The following is an 18,729-nucleotide window of genomic DNA, read 5'->3' as shown; positions in this document are numbered from 1 at the left end:
CTGCACAACTGCGCCGCGCTGCGACCGTGATCCGCCGCCATCGTCCGCGGCGTGCATCACAAGCTGACACCGACCGGACCGATCGCAAGCGCCGCGGCCAACTGGCCGCCGCTGCGCCGCTTCATCGCCGCCGAGCATCGGCTCGGCCTGGTGATGGCGCAGCGCCGCTGGACGGCGGGGCTTTACGAATTCCTGCGCTTCGGCGTGAAGCAGGCCTGGGCCTGCCTGTTCGGCGGCATCGCGGTGGCGCTGATGATCGGCACCTGGCGCTTCTATCCGCCGGATGCTGTGCTGGCACGCTACGACTTCCTGTTTCTCTGCATGCTCGCCGTCCAGGCCGTGCTGTTGGCAGGAAAGCTCGAGACGTGGGAGGAGGCCAGGGTCATCCTGGTCTACCATGTCGTCGGGACATTGATGGAACTGTTCAAGACGCATGTCGGCTCCTGGATCTATCCGGAGCCCAGCATCTTCCATATCGGCGGCGTGCCGCTGTTCTCGGGCTTCATGTATTCCTGCATCGGCAGCTACATCTGCCGCTGCTGGCGGCTGTTCGATTTCCGTTTTGTCCGGCATCCGCGCCACCTCAGCCTGATCGCCCTCAGCATCGTGATCTATCTCAACTTCTTCAGCCACCACTACATCATCGACCTGCGCTGGCTGCTGTTTGCCTGGGCCGTCTGGCTGTTCGGCCGCACCAGCATCCATTTCAAGGTCTGGACCACCTACCGCGCAATGCCGCTGCTGCTCGGCCTCGTACTGGTCTCGCTGTTCATCTGGTTCACCGAGAACATCGGCACCTTCACCAAGACCTGGCTCTATCCGTCGCAGCGGCTCGGCTGGTCGATGGTCGGAATCGAGAAGCTCGGCTCCTGGTTCCTGCTGCTGATCATCAGCTACACGCTGGTCAGTTTGGTCAATCCGCCGCGGAAGTGGCGGGGCGAGAGTGCGGGTGCCGATGTGCGGCGGCGTGACGCCGAGACCGTCGGAAAGATGTCGCTGCCGACGCTTTGACTGCCTCGTTTGCTCCATGCCATGATCGGCCATTCGAAGCAGAAGGGATGTTTGCATGCTCAGGTGTCGTTTGGCGGTTGTGTTCGGCGCCTTGCTGCTTGCCACCCCCTCCTATGCCGCCCGCTGCGGCGGCAGTTTTCCGGCCTTCGTCCAGTCGTTCTCGCAGGAGGCAGCCAGCGCCGGCATCCAGCAGGATGTGATCTCGGCGGCGCTCGGCGGCGTGCAGCAGGACGGCGGGGTGCTCGCCTTCGACCGGCGGCAGCGCTACACCTTCAACAAGACCTTTGAGCAGTATGTCGCAACCCGCGTCGGCTCCGGCCGCATCAATGGCGGCCGCGCCATGCTGCAGCGGCACGCCGCGCTGCTGTCGAAGATCGAGCAGCAATACGGCGTGCCGCGCCAGATCCTGGTTGCGATCTGGGGGCTGGAGACCGATTTCGGCAAGGGCGACATGGGCAAGCTGCCGGTGTTCCGCGTGCTCACGACGCTGGCGCATGACTGCCGCCGCACCGACCTGTTCCAGGGCGAACTGCTCGCCGCGCTTAAGATCCTGCAACGCGGCGACCTTCGTCTGAATGACATGATCGGCGCCTATGCCGGCGAGATCGGGCAGACACAATTCCTGCCGTCGTCCTACATCAAGTATGGCGTCGATTTCGACGGCGACGGCCATGTCGATCTGCGCCATTCGGTGCCGGACGTGCTGGCCTCGACCGCGAACCTGTTGCACTCGAGCGGCTTCAAGATGGGCGCGCCCTATGGCGAAGGCAGCGCCAATTTCGAGGCGATGCGCGAGTGGAACAGGGCGGTGATCTATCGCAAGACCATCGGGTATTTTGCCGATCAGCTCGTGGGGCGGTGAGGGCGCGGCTTTTGCGTCTGTCGTCATTGCGAGCGAAGCGAAGCAATCCATCTTTCAGCATGTGCGGGAAGATGGATTGCTTCGTCGCTTCGCTCCTCGCAATGACGTCTGCTACCAACAAGCCGCATAACGCGCTGAGAAATGGATTCTGGCTCTCGCTTTGCGAGCCCCGGAACGACGGATTGAGAGTGCGGGGCCATGGAAACCATCGGCAGCCAAAAGATCTGGTCGTTCTTCGACCGCCGAGGATGCCAGGTTGCGAAGAACTCGGCGGTGCGGGAGGGGCCGGGGCATCGCGTTGGCTCCTATCTCGAACTCGCAACCAAGATCGCCGAACTGCAATTCCTCAACCGCGACCATGTGCTGCTGTTCCGTGGCCAGGGCGCCGACTTCCGGAACGTCAAGCGCAACTCGTCGCTGAAGCCGACTCTGTTCCGCGCCGGCCGCGGCAATCCGGACCGCGAGACGCTGGCGACGCGGTTTGCGGCGCTGGCCCGCGCCGAGCGGATCCTGATCGCGGACTACGCCAGGGCAAAGCTGCTCGGGCTGGAGCGGCTGAAGCGGCATCGCATCCTGCGCTGGTCGATCCTGCAGCATTATGAGGTCTGCACGACGCCGCTGCTCGACGTCACCCATTCGATCCGGATCGCCGCCTCGTTCGCCTCGCTGGCGGAGACCGGCACCGCCTTCCTCTATGTGCTCGGCGTGCCGAACTTGAGCGGCGCGATCACCGCGAGCGCGGAGGCCGGCCTGCAGATCGTGCGTCTCGCCAGCGTCTGTCCGCCGGCGGCGGTGCGGCCGCATATCCAGGAGGGTTATCTGCTCGGCGAATATCCTGAAATGTCGGGTACCGAGCAGAAGGAGAACTATTTTCCCTACGAGATGGATTTCGGCCGGCGGCTGGTCGCAAAATTCTCGTTCGCGCCGGCCTCGTTCTGGAAGAACGACAATTTCCCGCAGGTGACGAGGAGCGCGCTCTATCCGTCGGAGAAAAGCGATCCGCTGTTTCAGCTGGCGCTCGGGGTGAAGAAGCAGTTGGGGTGATCAGCGCTTCGTGACACACCGCTCGTGCAACATCGTCGGTGTCGCCCCGGGCTTGACACGGGGACCCAGCCACAAATGTCCGTGTCGCACGACGCTGGAGCCACAGCGTGTCTTACTAACCCAATCTCGTGGTTATAGGTCCCTGCTTTCGCAGGACGACGGACGTTGTGTGCTGCATATCGCCAATCGTTCGGCCGCCCCTCACTTCGCCACCTCGCGCATTGAGCCGGCCTGCGCCGCCTCGCGCGCGATCCGCCGCGCCGCCGTCTTCTCCATCAGCCGCTGCATCACCTTCCAGTAGGTGCCGGGGCGGAAGCGTTGCAGCAGGTCCATGAAGCGGGCGTCCTTGCCGATCAGGATGCGCGGCTGGTTTTTCTCGATGCCGGTGATGATGCGTTGCGCAGCCGCGGTCGGTGTGGTCCTGGCCAGCGCGTCGAAGCGCTCGATGGCTTCCGAGCGGCGGGCATTGTCGGTGATGCCGGCGCCGGTGCGTGAGTTGCGTGCGATGTTGGTGGCGACGCCGCCGGGATGCACGACCGAGAGCCGCACCGGGCTGTTCGCCACCGCAAGCTCGTGGCGCAGGCTCTCCGAGAAGCCGCGCACCGCGAACTTGGCCGCGCAATAGGCGCTCTGGCCGGGCGGGGCGAGGATGCCGAAGATCGAGGAGATGTTGACGATATGCGCCTCGCGCTGCCGCGCAAGCTGCGGCAGGAAGGCGCGAGTGCCATGCACCACGCCCCAGAAATTGATGTTGAACAGCCACTCCATCTGCGCCTGCTCGATCTCGCCGAATTCGCCGAGCAGCGCGACGCCGGCATTGTTGACGACGATGTTGAGCCCTGGATGGGCGGCGCCGGCGGCCTCGGCAAACGCCGTGATCTGGCCGGGCTCGCTGACGTCGAGGCGGTGCACCGTGACCTTGCGCGGGTTGACCTTGGTGATCTCGATCGCCTTGGCGATCTCGGCGGCGCCGGCCTGCAGGCCCGCCTCGTCGCGGTCGGCAATCGCCAAATCGCAACCGCGCAATGCCAACTCATGCGCGAGCGCGCGGCCGATGCCGCTGGCGGCCCCTGTCACGGCGGCGGCGGATCCAGAGATCGCGGTCATGTCAGCTCCATCTGAAAAGGCGTTGGATGAAAGAGTGTTGGACATGCTGGACGGGAACACGGCGGTTTCCCCACTTTTCTCAAATTGGAACCGAACCATCCAGTGATTCTAGGCATTTGGAATGTGTTCGTTTCGAAACCGCGATCAGCAGGGAGGTTCAGCCATGGGACAGTCGAGACCCTATCGTGCGAAAGCCCTGGTTGTCGAAGACGATCCGATGCAGCGCGAGATGATCGAGCTGCTGCTCGCGGAGAGCGAGTTCGACGTCATCTGCTGTGAGAGTGCGGAAGCCGCAGAACTGGTCCTGCAGGGCAGCGGCGATAGTGTCGTGCTGATGTTGACGGATGTCGAACTGGCCGGAAACATGACCGGGATCGAGCTCGCTTACGCTGCGAAGAAATACAAACCCGATCTCGACGTGATCGTGACCTCGGGCAGGCCGCTGCGGCAGCGCCTGCCGGACGGCGCCCTGTTCTGGTCCAAGCCCTGGGCGCCGCTGGACGTCATCCGGGTCGCCGAGATGAAGGCATCCGAACTGTCGGGCAGCGGGTCGCGCAGATCCTGACCGGGCCAGGCTGGTCCTCATAGCGGAGTTGTCAGCCCGGGCGGGCGGCGGCCGACCGGAGGCCGCTTCCGTCCCGGGGGCGGGACGTGATATTGGCTGCGGATGTCCCGTTGAGGATTTGAAATGACCTGGTCCTTCCTGCTGACCACCCTGATCGTGGTCGCCTCGCCCGGCACCGGCGTGCTCTACACCCTGGCGCTGGCGCTGACCCGCGGCTCGCGCGCCAGCGTGGCGGCGGCGTTCGGCTGCACGCTCGGGATCGTGCCACAGATGATCGCGGCGATGCTTGGGCTGGCCGCCATCCTGCACACCAGTGCCGTGGCGTTCGCGGCGCTGAAATGGGGCGGCGTGGTCTATCTGCTCTACATGGCCTGGCAGGCGCTGCGCGAGCGCGGCGCGCTCGCCGTCGATACCGAGATCAAGCCGCGCTCCAGCGGGCGGGTGATCGTGACCGCGATCCTGATCAACATCCTCAATCCAAAGCTGTCGATCTTCTTCCTCGCCTTCCTGCCGCAGTTCATCGCGGTCGACGAACCCTACCCGCTGACGCGGATGGTCGAACTCAGCGGCGTATTCATGGCGATGACCTTTGCGGTGTTCGCGGTCTACGGGCTGTTCGCGGCCTCGGTGCGCGACCGCGTCATCACCCGGCCGAAGGTGATGGCCTGGCTGCGGCGCAGCTTTGCCGCGGGCTTTGCCCTGCTCGGCGCCAAGCTCGCCTTCGCGGAGCGTTGAGTTCGCATTCGCCCCCAGGGCTTGCAGCAGGCAATAAAAAAGCAGGCCTTGCGCCTGCTACCTTGCGTCCTTGCCTGCGGTGGCGGTCCGGATCGGGTGCCCGGGCAGGGCAAGAGCCGCTACCCGGGCCAGAAATTCGCTACTTCTTGGCGGCCTTCTTCTTGGTGGCCTTTTTCGCCTTCGCCTTCTTCGCTTTCTTAGCCATAGTATCCTCTCAGGGTTTCATGGATTGAACGCGACTCCGAGGCATGCTTGGCGGAGGGCCAGCCTCGCAACATCCTCACTAGCAAACTCAGCAGATTCGGAGGCTGCTGCCGCGTGCTGTCACCACGCTGTCATCGTGTTATCCACAGCTGTTACGTGTTTTCGCCAGTTTTTCGCCAGCGTGCGCGTGTCACGCATCGCTGCATCGTCGCATCCGTCATGCTTAACGATGCGCAAACGGCCGGTTCGGGAATCTTCATCAATTCAAAACCACGGCGCGGATTGGCGCGTGGCGGGTGAGAGTCCGTTAAGCGGCGCGGCCGCATCCTGTCACGCAAGGCAACGGGGATTGCCATTGGGAGAAACGCCTCAAGGGGCGGACGGTCATTTCAGGAGAGGCGAGGCCGATACGGGTCTCGAACAGGGGCGATGTTGAGCGTTCCGACGCTTTGGACGGTATTCGTTATCAATTTTCTCGCGCTCGGCCTGATCTGGGCCTATGTCGCGCGCAGCTATCCAGCTTTCGGCGCCGCGCGGTTCTGGACCGCGTCCGCACTCACGGCGTCCACTGGGGCCGCCTGCGCGATGCTCCGCGTCATGATGACGGATTCGCTGCTGCCGCTGCTCGCGGCGGGGACGCTGATGGTGTTCGCCGCCGGCCTTGCCGCGATGGGCATCGAGCGCTTCTACGGCAAGCCGGTCGGCTGGCGCAGCACCGCGCTGTCCACCGCACTCGCCTTCGCCGGCCTCGGCGTCTTCATCTTTGCCTATGACAGCATGCCGATGCGCATCGTGGTCTACACCACAGCCCAGGTCATGCCGCTGGCGTTGACGCTGAAGCTGCTGCTGTCGCCCGAGAACGGCCGCGTCAGCCCCGGCGCGCGGCTCGCCGGCATCGTCGCCTCGGTGCTGATCGGCATCTATGCGCTGCGCCTCGTCGGCGCCGTGCTGCAGCCCGGCGAGTTCGGCTTCGTTCGCTTCAATGCGAGCCAGTCGCTGGTGATCCTGCTGATGGTGTTCCTGTCGATGGCGCTCAATTTCGGCTTCCTGCTGATGGCGATCGACCGGCTGCGCAACGAGGTCGCCGACCTCGCGCTGCTCGACGATCTCACCGGCGTCGGCAACCGCCGCCAACTGTTGCAGCGGCTGACCGAGGAATGCGCTCGCTCCGACCGCAACGGCGAGGCCTTCGCGCTGCTGGTGATCGACCTCGACGGCTTCAAGGGCATCAACGACACCCATGGCCATGCCGCCGGCGATGCCTGCCTGCAGCACTTCACGCTGATGGCGCAGACGAGGCTCCGCCCGGGCGACATGCTGGCCCGCACCGGCGGCGACGAGTTCTGCATCGTGCTGCCGTCCTCGACGCTGCGCGAGGGCGCGATGATCGCGCGCCGCGTGCTGGAGGTCTGCCGCGCCGACGCCGAGCAGTGCACCGGCAACGACATTCCGATCGCGGTCTCTATCGGCGTCGCGCAATGGACCCGCGAGATCGGCCTCCACCCCGACCGCCTGGTCGCCGCTGCCGACCACGCGCTCTACGACGCCAAGAAGGGCGGCAAGAACGGCTACGCGACCTACGAGCCGAAGCTGCCGCCCGACATGGTCGATCTGGTGAAGGCGAGCCTGCGCCAGAGCGCCTGAGCGTGCTAACTGGGAGCGACACAGGATCCTTCCGTGATGCATCGCCTGCTCGCCACACTTCTTGCACTCGTCCTGTCGTCCGCCGCATCAGCCGAAACTGATCTTGCGGCGATCGCGCGATCGCAGGGCACGCCGGAGATTCCCGGGTTGAATATGGTGTGGCTGTCGCCGTGGGGCGACGTCGCCAAATCCCATCCCTGGCGCAACATCATCGTGCACCAGACCGAAGGTCCAGCCGGCTCGGCACGAAATGGCGCCGCCGAGCAGCACAAGAACCCGACACGCCGCGGCGTGATGGTCTGGGTCGAAACCGACGGCACGGTCTATTGGGCGGTCGCCGACAATCTGGTCCCGACCCACACCGACGGCGCCGACCGCAACGACAACAAGTACATCGACAACAGCAAGACCTATCGCCAGGTCAACAAGGACACCTCGATCGGCGTCGAGTTCGCCGGCAATTACCCCGACGTCACCAAGGGCCCGACCGACGCGCAGGTCGCGGCCTGGCGGGTGCTCGTGAAGCTGCTGCGCGCCCGTTACGGCATCCCGCTGGAGCGGGTCTATGCGCACAACTGGATCGACTTCAAGGACGCCCGCTACTGCGAGGGCTGCGCGCTCGCGACCATGGCACGAGAGTGGGGCGAGTAGCGCCGAGCATTTCTGGGGACGGCCGGGTGAGCTGGCGCATCACGGTTGACCTGCTATTTGTGGTCACCGGATTTAAGGGCCGCTCGATGTTTCGACAGTTTTGGTTTGGCGCCGCGATCCTGTGCGCCTTGGCTTCCCGCGCGTGGTCGGCGGCGGGGTCGTCCGTGCCGTTTGCCGACGGTGGTTATATTCCGGACTACTTGAAGATCGTCCGTCAATACAATGCAAGCGGCGATGAATTTCGCATCGAGGGAATCTGCAAATCAGCCTGCACGGTGTTCCTCGGCATCCGCAATGTCTGTGTCCAGCGCGATGCGCAACTGATGTTTCACGCTGGCCATGACCTTGCGGAAAACCGTACCGGTCCGGACTCGCGTGCGAGCCAGGCGCTGCTTTCTCGTTACAATGAAGCATTGCGGCGCTATCTGCTCGAAGGCCATCACATGGATACAGAAACATTCCATACGCTGGAAGGTCGCGTGTTGATCGAGCGCTTCGGCTATCGGGAGTGTTCACCGGTGCCGGCCCCATAGGATGGATCGACGTCAGGGACGTCCGCTATTGCGGATGCCATATTCTTGCATCACGCCCGTGGTGTAGCTTGGCCCCGTACGCGCGGGTCTGAAAGCGCCGCCCTCCGGCTCCAACCGTCCGCCCCAGCAAGGATCGAGATATGACGTACGCAATTACCACAAGGTTGGCACCATCATTGATCGGCCTTGCGGTCGCGGCGCTGCTCGCGCTCGGCGCGTCGGCGCCGGCTGTTGCCCAGGATGCGGTCGTCGCAACGCTTCCCAAGGATATTCATTTCGAGGGACCCGCCGGAGCGGTGGGGATCGCTGTCCTCTTTGGCGACCCGAAGAAGGCGGGCGTGTTTTCGGAGCGGGTGAGGATCCCGGCCGGCTTCAAGATCATGCCACATTGGCACGGTGAGACACGAACGGCCGTGGTTCTGGCCGGCACCTTCTATTACGCGAACGGTGATCAGTGGGATGAGAGCAAATTCAAGGCTTACCCGCCCGGCTCGTTCTTGATCGAACCTGCGAAAATATCCCATTACGCGATGGCCAAGGACGGCGAGGTCGTTCTTCAAGCGACCAGTGTCGGTCCGAGCAGCACCATCAGGATCGACCAGGCGAAGCAATAGGCTGGCGCCATTTTCAGCCGGAACCGGCGATCGCGGACGATGGGTATCGCAGAACCGGAGCCGGCGTTAACGACGCTTGGCGATTTCCAGCCCGGCCGACATCACTTCGAGGCTTGTTAAAACTTGCCTTGTACCTCCTCCAGACACGGGACCAGGGGAGAGGTATGGGTAAGCGGGCCAAACGCAAAAAGACCGAGGCGCTCGCGCTGCCGGTGGCGGCAAGAGTTGCAATTGGCGCTGTGGCGGCTGTCGCATTGGGGTACGGTTTGCTGTGGCGGCCGGCGAGCGTTCAACCGACACGGAAGCAGGTTGCGCACCAGGTCCCGGCGCCATCGGCTCCTGTACCATCCACGCCTGTGCCATCGGCTCCCATTCGCGTAGCGGCGTCGGTCCAGGCTGCAGTGCCGGCTCCGGTTCCAATTCCGGTCCCGGCGCCTCGGGTCGAACCACCAAGAATCGAAACGCCAAAAACCACTGACGCTCCCGGAAAATTTGTTCGGCAGGTGGTCGACTACACAAGTCACCAGACGCCGGGCACCGTCGTCATCGACACCGGAAACACGTTCCTCTACCTCGTTCTGAACGACGGACAGGCGATGCGCTACGGCATCGGTGTCGGCCGCGAAGGTTTCGCGTGGTCCGGTGAACAGACCGTGGCCCGCAAGGCAGAATGGCCGGACTGGCGTCCGCCGGCGGAGATGATTTCGCGCCAGCCTTATCTGCCGCGGTTCATGGCTGGCGGTCCCGGCAATCCGCTCGGCGCCCGGGCGATGTATCTCGGCGAGACCGAGTATCGAATTCACGGCACCAACAAGCCCGACACGATCGGCAAGCGGGTGTCGTCCGGATGCATCCGGCTGACCAACGAGGACGTCGCGGACCTCTATGATCGGGTGAAGGTCGGAGCAAAGGTGATCGTGCTTCCGGCACAAGCTGCCCATCGACCATCCCAGGGCGCGCCGCCCTACACCGCCTCGACGCCGGACCCGGCGTCGCTGTCGAACCGACCCTCGGCAACGAACGTGCAGGTGCAGTCATCTGACCGAAGCTGACCACGGCCACCCGGGGCGCCAGTGCCCCGCCGCTTGCGGCAGCGAGGAGCGATTTGGCTCCCGCGGCCGCACCTTCCCCTGTTGAGGGGAAGGCCTGTGTCGAGGCGAAGGCCTTGTTCAGGCGAACGCCTTGGGAAGATCGGCCGACGGCTTGGTGACAATCTGGTGCGCATCGCGCCAGAGCAACTCGCGCTGACGCGAGGTCGTGATCGTGCGCACCGGTAGCCCGCCCTCCTCGAGCAGCCAGGCGCAGTAGCGCGCGCGGCTGATCGCTTCGCGGGCTTCGGGGTCGAACCAGCAAATGCCCCAGATCGAATTGCGCCGCTTGAAGTGCCGCGCGATGCGGCCCGGAATCGGCAGATGCTGCCCGAACCAGTCGAACTGCTCCGACAACTCGTGTCGGATCCAGTCCGGGCAGCCGTTCCGGTGGATGTACCAGGACGCACGAAAGAAGCCGCTCTCCACGCGGCTGTGCGGGTGGATGAGCGGTGTAACGAACCGCAAATACATGGCGACACGGCGCGACGCCGTGTTGCGTCACGCCCCTCGTAGCCGGATCAAATGAATGGAAGAACAGCCGCGATGCGGCGTTCAGCGCGTGGCCGATCGCCGATCAACCGATCGGGCGGTCAGATGTATCGATCTACGCTTCATGCCGCCCCCCTCGTGCGCGCTGGAACGGCGCGACATCGCGCCGGGGGCGCAGCACATACACCCGCAAGGGCGCGACGGCAAGCGGCGTAGGATGAAGTGATACCCATCGATCTCGTGCCGCGCGGCGGGATGATGGGTATCCCTGCGCTCCACCCATCCTACAGGCAACAAAAAAGCCGGCGTTGCCGCCGGCTTTCGTGTCTGTTGGCTTGCGCCGTGCGATCAGTGCGCGGCTTCCAGAGCGGCTTCCTGCCGGGCAATCGTGCCCTTGACGGCCGACTGCACCTTTTCGAAGGCGCGGACCTCGATCTGCCGCACGCGCTCGCGCGACACGCCGAACTCGGCCGCGAGGTCCTCCAGCGTCATCGGCTCATCCGCCAGACGCCGCGCCTCGAAGATGCGGCGTTCGCGCGGGTTGAGCACGCCGATTGCCCCGGTCAGGGCCTGACGACGATGATCGAACTCCTCGCTCTCGGCCATCATGGCTTCGGCGTTGGGCGAGTTGTCGACCAGCCAGTCCTGCCATTCGCCGGCTTCGCCGTCGTCGCGGATCGGGGCGTTGAGCGACGCGTCGCCGCCGAGGCGGCGGTTCATGTCGATCACGTCCTGATCGGTCACGCCGAGGCGCTTGGCGATCAGCTTGACCTGGTCGGGGTGGAGATCACCCTCTTCCAGGGCCGAAATCTTGCTCTTCGCCTTGCGCAGGTTGAAGAACAGCTTCTTCTGGTTCGCAGTGGTGCCCATCTTCACGAGCGACCAGGAACGCAGAATGTACTCTTGTATTGACGCCTTGATCCACCACATGGCGTAAGTGGCGAGACGGAAGCCCTTCTCGGGCTCGAATCGCTTCACCGCCTGCATCAGGCCGACATTGCCTTCCGAGACGACCTCGGAGATCGGCAAGCCGTAGCCACGATAGCCCATGGCGATCTTGGCCACGAGCCTGAGATGGCTGGTGACGAGCTTATGCGCCGCGTCGCGATCGTCGTGCTCGCGCCAACGCTTGGCGAGCATGTACTCCTGCTGGGGCTCCAGCATGGGGAACTTGCGGATCTCGGCGAGGTAACGTGAAAGGCCGGATTCTCCATTGAGGACCGGCAACGTAGCTGTACGGGCCATTCGAGCGCCCTCCAGTGGTTCAGGCCCCCGATAGCGGCGGGCCAGGCAGGTGGCCGCTGGGTTAAAGCCGGCCATGCTGCGATGTTCCGCGTTGGATATTCAACGCAGGTGCAACATACACCAAACTGTCCGTGATAGGGAAGGATTGCTGACGTCACGTCCCCGTGTGGCAGCTATAACCTGTTGTCATAACAAGGCTTTTCATCAGGGGGTGCGTCATACCGCCGCTGCCAGCGCCTGTTGCAGGAGAAGCAAATCCTCCGGCAGGGCCGACTCCCAGTGCAAAAGTTCCCCGGTGCGGGGGTGCTCCAAAGCCAGCAAATAGGCGTGGAGGGCCTGCCGGTCGAGCGCGGTAAGTGCGTGCTTACCTTCCGGGCTGAGCTGCCCGGCCTTGGTCTTGAAGTGCGCGCCGTAAACGCTGTCGCCCATCAGGGGATGGCCGAGATGGGCGAGGTGCACCCGGATCTGATGGGTCCGCCCGGTCTCGAGCCGGCAGGCCAGGAGCGAGGCGACCGGCTTGCCGTCGCGGCCGGCAAAGCTCTCGCACACCTCGAAATGGGTGATCGCCTCGCGGCCGCCCGGGCGGACGGCCATTTTCTCCCTGGCATGCGGGTGGCGGTCGATCGGGGCGTCGATCGTGCCGTGGGGCCGGTTCGGCACGCCCCAGGCGAACGCCATGTAGCCGCGCTCCATCGGCCCGGTGCGCCCGTGATCGGCGAATTGCGCGGTCAGCGACTGGTGCGCCTGGTCGTTCTTGGCAACCACCATCAGCCCTGTGGTGTCCTTGTCGAGCCGGTGCACGATGCCCGGCCGCTTGACCCCGCCGATGCCGGACAGGCTGCCGCCGCAATGCGCGATCAGCGCGTTGACCAGCGTTCCCGAGGCGTGGCCGGCAGCGGGATGCACAACGAGCCCCCTGGGCTTGTTGATGACGATGATGTCGTCGTCCTCGAACACGATGTCGAGCGCGATGTCCTCGCCCTGAGGCTGGGCGGGCACGGCCTCCGGGACGTCGATTATGATCGTATCGCCGGTGGCGACATGATAAGCGGGGTCGCGGACGACGGCGTCCTTGACGGTCACGGAACCGGCGAGGATCAGCGCCTTCAGCCGGGACCGCGACAGCTCCGAAGTGCGCTGTGCGAGCACGCGGTCAAGCCGGGCCGAGCCCTCGTCGCCTGCGACGATGACCTCCAGCTTCCGACCGCCATTCGAAGAAACCTGATTCAAATCGACCTGTTGCAAAGATAGAGCCTTGTGATGACCGACACCGCTGTGACCGAACCGACCCCCGACCAGGCCGCGCTGATCGCGCGGGTTCGGCGCATGATGCTGATCGCGGGTCTGACCTCGGCATTGGCCGTGGCCGTCGTGTTGATCGCCATCGGCTACCGCCTTTATCGCAGCGAGGGAAGCCCCGTTTCCGTATCCGACGTCACTGCTGCGTTGCCGAAGGGCGCCCGCATCGTCGCAACCGGCGTCGCCGGCGAACGGCTGGTGCTCACGCTTGATATAGGCGGTGCAACAGAGATCCGCACATTTGATGCAAAGACACTGAAACCTGTCGGCAGGCTGAGCTTCGTCAACGAACCCTGATCGAAGCAGTCGCGAAGCCGCGCAGGCAATCCGCAACCAATAGCTGCAGCGTATTTTTTGCGCATGCGTTCGCGCATCGAGAATGTGTGCTGCCATCTTTTCGGCCGAGTTGCACGCTCAGCTTGCGCCATGTCGGAGTCCAACCCCAACGCTTCCAGCGAACAGTGCGTTGAATCCGAAGCGGCCGCGTCCTGCATCGAGCCGACGCGTCGCGCGGTGTTGACTGCGCTTGCGGGCTGCGCCTGTCTCGCCGCGATCGAGCCCGCAGCCGCTGACGATGATGAACAGCCGGGCGCCAGCGAGCGACCGCAAAAAGCCGATGTGCTTGTGCGTGCCGAAGGCGACAAGGCCAGCCAGGTCATCAAGTCGGATGATCTGACCTTGGGCGGACCGCCCATTCGCGCCTGGCCGCAGGACCCGAAAACCTCCGTCGTTCGCAAAGGTTCGCGGCTCAACGAGGTCGTGCTGATCAAGCTCGATCCGAACGAGCTGGACGATGCCACGCGTGCCCGCGCGCCTGACGGCGTCGTCTGCTACTCGGTGATCTGCACGCATGCCGGATGTCCGATCACCGCCTGGGTGAAGCAGGATCAGGGCGACAAGAACGTTCTGAAATGTCTCTGTCACAACTCCGAATACGATCCGCGGCAGAATGCGCAGGTCGTGTTCGGGCCGGCGCCACGTCGCCTCGCGGCCTTGCCGCTGACGGTTGCCGACGGCGCGATCACGGTCGCAGCGCCATTCGTCGGGAAGGTGGGTGCTCAGCAGGGAGGATGAGGCCAAATCGAGATTTCTGCATGACCTAAAAACAAAACAGAGCAGGGAGGTAGCATCTCATGACAAGCAAGCAGTGGTTACTGTCGAGTTGTGTCGCATTCACGTGCCTCATTTCGACCTACGCTGTCGCAGGGCCGATCGAAAACTACAGTTCCGTCACCTCTGCGCGTCTCGAAAATCCCGAACCCGGCAACTGGATGCTCTATCGCCGGACCTATGACGGCCAGGGTTTCAGTCCGCTCACCCAGATCAACACATCCAACGTCAAGGACCTCAAGCCAGTCTGGACCTTCTCGACCGGCGTCATCGAGGGCCATGAGGCACCGCCGATCGTCAACAACGGCGTGATGTTCGTCGCGACTCCGATGGGGCAGGTGATCGCGCTCAACGCCAAGACCGGCGAGGAGTACTGGCGCTACAAGCGGCAGCTGCCCGACGACCTGTTCCAGCTGCATCCGACCAGCCGCGGCGTCGGCCTGTGGGAAGACAAGCTCTATCTCGCCACCACCGACGACCACGTCGTCGCGCTGGACGCCAAGACCGGCAAGGTGGTCTGGGACACCAAGGTGCAGGACTACAAGAAGGGTCAGTACATGACCCTGATGCCGCTCACCGTCGACGGCAAGGTGATCGTCGGCGGCTCCGGCGGCGAGTTCGGCGTGCGCGGCTATATCGCCGCGTTCGACGCCAGCAGCGGCAAGGAACTGTGGCGCACCTTCACCATCCCCGGCGAGGGCGAGCCCGGCCACGAGACCTGGAGCGGCGACGACTGGAAGTCGGGCGGCGGATCGGCCTGGATGACCGGCACCTACGACAAGGACACCAAGACGGTCTATTGGGGCGTCGGCAACGCGGCGCCATGGCCCGGCTCGATGCATCCCGGCGACAACCTCTACACCAGCTCGGTGCTGGCGCTCGATCCCGACACCGGCAAGATCAAGACCCACTTCCAGTATCACCAGAACGATTCCTGGGACTGGGACGAGGTCGATGCGCCGATGCTGATCGACATGCAGCGCGACGGGCGCTCGTTCAAGAGCCTGGTCCATCCCGGCCGCGACGCGATCTTCTGGGTGCTCGAGCGCAAGCCGGACAAGATCAACTATGTCGCCGGCTGGCCGTTCGTGAAGACCAATGTCTGGAAGGGCGTCGAGGCCGAGACCGGCCGGCCGATCCTCGATCCCGACCACAAGCCGGTGCTCGGCAAGCGGGTCGAGTTCTGCCCGTCGCTGTGGGGCGGCAAGGACTGGCCGTCGGCCGCCTACAGCCCGAACACCAAGCTCGTCTACGTTCCCGCCAACGAGAACTTCTGCGGCGGCTTCACCGGCGAGAAGCAGCCGCTGGTTCCCGGCCAGCTCTGGCTCGGCACCAAGCCGGAGGACATCGGCCTGATACCCGCACCCAATGCCGATCACTTCGGCGAGCTGCAGGCGTGGGATCCGGCGACCGGCAAGAAAGTCTGGCAGCACGACTACAAGACCTCGCAGCTGTTCGGTGCCGTGACCGCGACTGCCGGCGATCTCGTTCTCGCCGGCGGCACCAACGACCGCGCCTTCCGCATCTTCAACGCCAAGACCGGCGAAGTGTTATGGGAGCAAAAGACCAACTCCGGCATCATGGCGATGCCGATGTCCTATGAGGTCGATGGCACGCAATACATCGCGGTCCAGTCGGGCTGGGGCGTCGACGCGCAGCGCATCCAGGACGCGCTGGCCGGCAAGGTCGCGGGCTTCGAGAACAACGTCCCGCAAGGCGGCGTGATCTGGGTGTTCGCGCTCGACAAGAAGTAAGGCGCGAACCAAAGCTTCGGTTCTGTGGATTCAGAACCGAAGCTTCAGCAAACACTTCTCACCGATAGGGGGCGATGCGATCGGGAAGCGGCGGTTGGGGAGACCGCCGCTTCCCGGTCCGCTCTGTTACTTGCCCTTGGTGTCGACCTTCTGCTTCTCGTCCTCGTTCATCTTCTTGATCGTGGGATCCTTGGAGACTTCGCCGGTGCTTTGGCCGGTGGTCGCCGGCGGAGCATTGCTTGGAGCCGAGGTCTGGTCGGGCAGCACCTTGGCCGGACGCGTTGCCGTCGTGCTCGGCGGCGAATTGGTTTGTGCGGAAGCCTGTGCGGCAAAAAGCAAGACGCCCGCGGACAGCAATGCCGCGAGCGTCCCGAATGTCTGAGGTGGGGTTCTCATCGATCTGCTCCAGAGTATCGATCGATGAGAACCGCCCGTCTCGCCTAACGTTCCAACCTCACGTCTCCAGCTGCTTGCCGATCGGCAGCGCGCGGATGCGCTTGCCGGTGGCGGCGAAGATCGCGTTGCTGAGCGCCGGTGCGAACGGCGGTACGCCGGGCTCGCCGACGCCGCTCGGCGGAGTGTCCGCTCCGGGCGGCACGATGTAGACGTTGGTGATCGCAGGCGACTCGTCGATCCGGATCACCGGGAAGTCGTCGAAATTGCTCTGCTGCACCTTGCCGTCCTTGAAGCTGATCTCGCCGTATTTGGCCAGACTCAGTCCCATGATCGCAGCACCCTCGATCTGCGAGGCGATCCGCTCCGGATTGACGTACGTGCCGCAATCGATCGCGGTGTCGACCCGCGGCACAGTGAGCTTGCCCTTGTCGTCAACCGCCACCTCGACGATGGTCGCAATGTAGCTGACGAACGAACGGTGCACGGCGATGCCGAGACCATGGCCCTTCGGCACCTGACGGCCCCACTCGCCCTTTTCGGCGACCAGCTCGACCACCTTGCGCAACCGCGCGGTGTCGATCGGGTAGCTGTCATAGGGCTCGCCGTAGTTCCAGGGATCTTTCACCGAGGACAGGTTGACGATCCGCGGGCTGCCGATCAGCTCCAGCAGCATCTCCTTCTGGTCGCGGTTCGTCGCGTGTGCGATTTCCCCGACCATCGACTGCACCGCGAAGGCGCGCGGGATGTTGGAGACCGAGCGGAACCAGCCGATCCGCGTGAATGCGGCCGCTTCCGGATTCTCGCACTGCAGATTGGCGATCTCGAACGGGTTGTCGATCAGGCCCATGCCGAGCTCGAACGGCGCTTCATGGTTGGCCCCGGCGGCAAAGGTCGAGGCGATGGTCGGTGCCACGCTGCGGTGCCGCCACGCAATCACCTTGCCGCTCTTGTCGAGACCGGCCTCGATCCGTTCCACCGAGACGGTGTGCAGGAAGTCGTGATGCACGTCGTCTTCACGGGTCCACTGCACCTTGACCGGCGCGCCGAGTTCCTTCGACAGCAATACCGCCTCCAGCGCGAAGTCGCATTTCGACTTGCGGCCGAAGCCGCCGCCGAGCAGCGTCACGTTGACGGTGACATTGTCCTCGGGAATGCCGAGCGTCTTGGCGACGTCCTCGCGGGTGCCGCCGGGGCTCTGGACGGGTGCCCAGACCTCGGCCTTGTCGCCCTTGACGTCGGCAACCGCGACCGGCGGCTCCATGCTGACATGGGCGAGATGCGGCAGGTAATATTCGCCGACAATGACCTTGTCGGCGCTCTTCAGTGCCGCATCGACGTCGCCTTCCTTGCGCACCACGAGGCCGGGTTTTCGCGCGGCTTCCTCGAGGGAAGCACGATAGGTGACGGAGTCGTATTTGGCATTGGTGCCGTCATCCCAGACGATCTTCAGCTGGTCGCGGCCCTTGATCGCGGCGCCGGTGTTGCGCGCGATCACAGCCACGCCGCCGAGCGGCTGGAACTTTGACGGCCAGGGCCAGCCCTTGACCTCCATCACCTTCTCGACGCCGGGCACCTTCATCGCCGCACTGTCATCGAACGACTTGACCTTTCCGCCGGTGACCGGCGGCCGGGCGATGACAGCGTATTTCAGGCCGGGCAGGCGAGTGTCGGCGCCGTAATGCGCCTTGCCGGTGGTGATGTCGTGCAGGTCGACGATCGAGACCTGGCCCTTGCCGAGATAGCGGAAGTCCTTCGGGTCCTTCAGCTTGAGGCCCTCGATGCTCGGCACCGATTCCTTCGCAGCGTCGGCGGCGAGTTCGCCGAAGCCGGCCTTGCGTCCGCTCGCGCGGTGCACGACCTCATGGTTCTGCGCCTTCACTTCGGTGACCGGCACGCCCCATTTCTTGGCGGCGGCGGCTTCCAGCATCGAACGCGCCGAGGCGCCGATCTGGCGCATCGGGATCAGATAGTGCCGGGTCGAGCGCGAGCCGTCGGTGTCCTGGTTGCCGAACTTGACCTCGTCGCCGTGTGCCTGCTGGACATGGACGCGCGACCAGTCGGCCTCCATTTCCTCGGCGACGATCAGCGGCAGGCTGGTGCGGACGCCGGTTCCCATCTCCGAGCGATGCGCCAGGATGGTGACGATGCCATCGGGGGCGATCGCGACGAACACGCGCGGATCGACCACGACGCCGTGCGGCATCTTGCCGGCGCCGGTCTCATAGGCGAATGCCTGGCGCGTCATCACAGGCGCTGCGAGCACGAACGAGCCGGCAATGCCGAGCCCCTTGAGGATGCTGCGGCGCGACAGGTTCTCGACCTTCACTTGCTTCTCGAAACCGCGAAGCTTTCCGGGGTTGGTGCGAATGTTCATG

Annotated in this window: 19 protein-coding genes; 13 read left to right on the top strand and 6 right to left on the bottom strand. The window is 64.4% G+C overall.

The features are described from left to right. The first annotated feature begins 51 nt into the window (after window positions 1–51). The 3 genes from ACVISU_RS14025 (at window position 52) to ACVISU_RS14015 (ending at window position 2,917) form a co-directional block, all read left to right on the top strand. Window positions 52–1,011 (top strand): DUF817 domain-containing protein, encoded by a 960-nt coding sequence (locus ACVISU_RS14025; RefSeq protein ID WP_456707329.1) that lies wholly within the window; start codon window positions 52–54, stop codon window positions 1,009–1,011. 55 nt (window positions 1,012–1,066) lie between these two features. Continuing rightward, entirely contained in the window at window positions 1,067–1,873 is an 807-nt protein-coding gene (locus ACVISU_RS14020) for a lytic murein transglycosylase (RefSeq protein ID WP_456707328.1), read from the top strand. A 198-nt stretch (window positions 1,874–2,071) separates the two neighbouring features. After that, the gene (locus ACVISU_RS14015) at window positions 2,072–2,917 is read left to right on the top strand and encodes an FRG domain-containing protein (protein ID WP_456707327.1); all 846 of its coding nucleotides are present in this window, start codon (window positions 2,072–2,074) and stop codon (window positions 2,915–2,917) included. A gap of 201 nt (window positions 2,918–3,118) precedes the next feature. Here ACVISU_RS14015 and ACVISU_RS14010 read toward each other — a convergent pair whose 3' ends face one another. Continuing rightward, window positions 3,119–4,024: an SDR family NAD(P)-dependent oxidoreductase gene (locus ACVISU_RS14010; RefSeq protein WP_456707326.1), complete on the bottom strand. Its 906-nt coding sequence runs from the start codon at window positions 4,022–4,024 to the stop codon at window positions 3,119–3,121. A 163-nt stretch (window positions 4,025–4,187) separates the two neighbouring features. Here ACVISU_RS14010 and ACVISU_RS14005 point away from each other — a divergent pair, with 163 nt between their 5' ends. The 7 genes from ACVISU_RS14005 to ACVISU_RS13975 all read left to right on the top strand — a co-directional run bounded on the left by ACVISU_RS14005 (window position 4,188) and on the right by ACVISU_RS13975 (window position 10,022). After that, window positions 4,188–4,589: a response regulator gene (locus tag ACVISU_RS14005; protein ID WP_456707325.1), complete on the top strand. Its 402-nt coding sequence runs from the start codon at window positions 4,188–4,190 to the stop codon at window positions 4,587–4,589. A 123-nt stretch (window positions 4,590–4,712) separates the two neighbouring features. After that, the gene (locus tag ACVISU_RS14000; protein WP_456707324.1) at window positions 4,713–5,324 is read left to right on the top strand and encodes a LysE family translocator; all 612 of its coding nucleotides are present in this window, start codon (window positions 4,713–4,715) and stop codon (window positions 5,322–5,324) included. 633 nt (window positions 5,325–5,957) lie between these two features. Next, entirely contained in the window at window positions 5,958–7,172 is a 1,215-nt protein-coding gene (locus tag ACVISU_RS13995) for a GGDEF domain-containing protein (RefSeq protein WP_050402677.1), read from the top strand. 36 nt (window positions 7,173–7,208) lie between these two features. Next, window positions 7,209–7,823: a peptidoglycan recognition protein family protein gene (locus ACVISU_RS13990; RefSeq protein WP_050402676.1), complete on the top strand. Its 615-nt coding sequence runs from the start codon at window positions 7,209–7,211 to the stop codon at window positions 7,821–7,823. Between the two features lie 26 nt (window positions 7,824–7,849). After that, window positions 7,850–8,356, top strand: coding sequence for a hypothetical protein (locus ACVISU_RS13985; protein ID WP_456707323.1), 507 nt, complete (start codon window positions 7,850–7,852; stop codon window positions 8,354–8,356). 176 nt (window positions 8,357–8,532) lie between these two features. Then, the gene (locus ACVISU_RS13980; RefSeq protein WP_456707322.1) at window positions 8,533–8,970 is read left to right on the top strand and encodes a cupin domain-containing protein; all 438 of its coding nucleotides are present in this window, start codon (window positions 8,533–8,535) and stop codon (window positions 8,968–8,970) included. Between the two features lie 164 nt (window positions 8,971–9,134). Continuing rightward, on the top strand, window positions 9,135–10,022 hold the full coding sequence (locus ACVISU_RS13975; protein WP_050402674.1) for a L,D-transpeptidase: 888 nt from the start codon (window positions 9,135–9,137) through the stop codon (window positions 10,020–10,022). Window positions 10,023–10,139: 117 nt separating this feature from the next. Here ACVISU_RS13975 and ACVISU_RS13970 read toward each other — a convergent pair whose 3' ends face one another. From ACVISU_RS13970 to ACVISU_RS13960, 3 genes are all read right to left on the bottom strand, one after another. Beyond that, window positions 10,140–10,532, bottom strand: coding sequence for a hypothetical protein (locus ACVISU_RS13970; RefSeq protein ID WP_050402673.1), 393 nt, complete (start codon window positions 10,530–10,532; stop codon window positions 10,140–10,142). Between the two features lie 366 nt (window positions 10,533–10,898). Next, window positions 10,899–11,795, bottom strand: coding sequence for an RNA polymerase sigma factor RpoH (gene rpoH / locus ACVISU_RS13965; RefSeq protein WP_050402672.1), 897 nt, complete (start codon window positions 11,793–11,795; stop codon window positions 10,899–10,901). Window positions 11,796–12,011: 216 nt separating this feature from the next. Beyond that, window positions 12,012–12,992 (bottom strand): RluA family pseudouridine synthase, encoded by a 981-nt coding sequence (locus tag ACVISU_RS13960; protein WP_456710821.1) that lies wholly within the window; start codon window positions 12,990–12,992, stop codon window positions 12,012–12,014. 63 nt (window positions 12,993–13,055) lie between these two features. Here ACVISU_RS13960 and ACVISU_RS13955 point away from each other — a divergent pair, with 63 nt between their 5' ends. The 3 genes from ACVISU_RS13955 to ACVISU_RS13945 all read left to right on the top strand — a co-directional run bounded on the left by ACVISU_RS13955 (window position 13,056) and on the right by ACVISU_RS13945 (window position 15,958). Next, window positions 13,056–13,391: a hypothetical protein gene (locus tag ACVISU_RS13955; protein WP_050402671.1), complete on the top strand. Its 336-nt coding sequence runs from the start codon at window positions 13,056–13,058 to the stop codon at window positions 13,389–13,391. 129 nt (window positions 13,392–13,520) lie between these two features. Continuing rightward, window positions 13,521–14,168: a QcrA and Rieske domain-containing protein gene (locus ACVISU_RS13950; RefSeq protein WP_456707321.1), complete on the top strand. Its 648-nt coding sequence runs from the start codon at window positions 13,521–13,523 to the stop codon at window positions 14,166–14,168. A 59-nt stretch (window positions 14,169–14,227) separates the two neighbouring features. Further along, window positions 14,228–15,958: a methanol/ethanol family PQQ-dependent dehydrogenase gene (locus ACVISU_RS13945; RefSeq protein ID WP_456707320.1), complete on the top strand. Its 1,731-nt coding sequence runs from the start codon at window positions 14,228–14,230 to the stop codon at window positions 15,956–15,958. A 126-nt stretch (window positions 15,959–16,084) separates the two neighbouring features. Here the strand turns inward: ACVISU_RS13945 and ACVISU_RS13940 are convergent, their stop codons facing one another. Further along, window positions 16,085–16,354: a hypothetical protein gene (locus ACVISU_RS13940; RefSeq protein WP_456707319.1), complete on the bottom strand. Its 270-nt coding sequence runs from the start codon at window positions 16,352–16,354 to the stop codon at window positions 16,085–16,087. Window positions 16,355–16,412: 58 nt separating this feature from the next. Then, window positions 16,413–18,728, bottom strand: coding sequence for a molybdopterin cofactor-binding domain-containing protein (locus ACVISU_RS13935; protein ID WP_456707318.1), 2,316 nt, complete (start codon window positions 18,726–18,728; stop codon window positions 16,413–16,415). Window position 18,729 lies beyond the last annotated feature (1 nt).

This window comes from Bradyrhizobium sp. USDA 4452 (assembly GCF_054063575.1).
Note: the sequence above shows the minus strand (reverse complement) of the source record. Positions and strands in the feature narration are given on the sequence as shown.

Bases quoted from the DNA above. Each gene is read 5' to 3' on its own strand.
- ACVISU_RS14020 (WP_456707328.1), top strand. From the start codon at position 1,067: ATGCTCAGGTGTCGTTTGGCGGTTGTGTTCGGCGCCTTGCTGCTTGCC.
- ACVISU_RS14015 (WP_456707327.1), top strand. From the start codon at position 2,072: ATGGAAACCATCGGCAGCCAAAAGATCTGGTCGTTCTTCGACCGCCGA.
- ACVISU_RS14010 (WP_456707326.1), bottom strand. From the start codon at position 4,024: ATGACCGCGATCTCTGGATCCGCCGCCGCCGTGACAGGGGCCGCCAGC.
- ACVISU_RS14005 (WP_456707325.1), top strand. From the start codon at position 4,188: ATGGGACAGTCGAGACCCTATCGTGCGAAAGCCCTGGTTGTCGAAGAC.
- ACVISU_RS14000 (WP_456707324.1), top strand. From the start codon at position 4,713: ATGACCTGGTCCTTCCTGCTGACCACCCTGATCGTGGTCGCCTCGCCC.
- ACVISU_RS13995 (WP_050402677.1), top strand. From the start codon at position 5,958: ATGTTGAGCGTTCCGACGCTTTGGACGGTATTCGTTATCAATTTTCTC.
- ACVISU_RS13990 (WP_050402676.1), top strand. From the start codon at position 7,209: ATGCATCGCCTGCTCGCCACACTTCTTGCACTCGTCCTGTCGTCCGCC.
- ACVISU_RS13975 (WP_050402674.1), top strand. From the start codon at position 9,135: ATGGGTAAGCGGGCCAAACGCAAAAAGACCGAGGCGCTCGCGCTGCCG.
- ACVISU_RS13970 (WP_050402673.1), bottom strand. From the start codon at position 10,532: ATGTATTTGCGGTTCGTTACACCGCTCATCCACCCGCACAGCCGCGTG.
- rpoH (WP_050402672.1), bottom strand. From the start codon at position 11,795: ATGGCCCGTACAGCTACGTTGCCGGTCCTCAATGGAGAATCCGGCCTT.
- ACVISU_RS13955 (WP_050402671.1), top strand. From the start codon at position 13,056: ATGACCGACACCGCTGTGACCGAACCGACCCCCGACCAGGCCGCGCTG.
- ACVISU_RS13950 (WP_456707321.1), top strand. From the start codon at position 13,521: ATGTCGGAGTCCAACCCCAACGCTTCCAGCGAACAGTGCGTTGAATCC.
- ACVISU_RS13945 (WP_456707320.1), top strand. From the start codon at position 14,228: ATGACAAGCAAGCAGTGGTTACTGTCGAGTTGTGTCGCATTCACGTGC.
- ACVISU_RS13940 (WP_456707319.1), bottom strand. From the start codon at position 16,354: ATGAGAACCCCACCTCAGACATTCGGGACGCTCGCGGCATTGCTGTCC.
- ACVISU_RS13935 (WP_456707318.1), bottom strand. From the start codon at position 18,728: ATGAACATTCGCACCAACCCCGGAAAGCTTCGCGGTTTCGAGAAGCAA.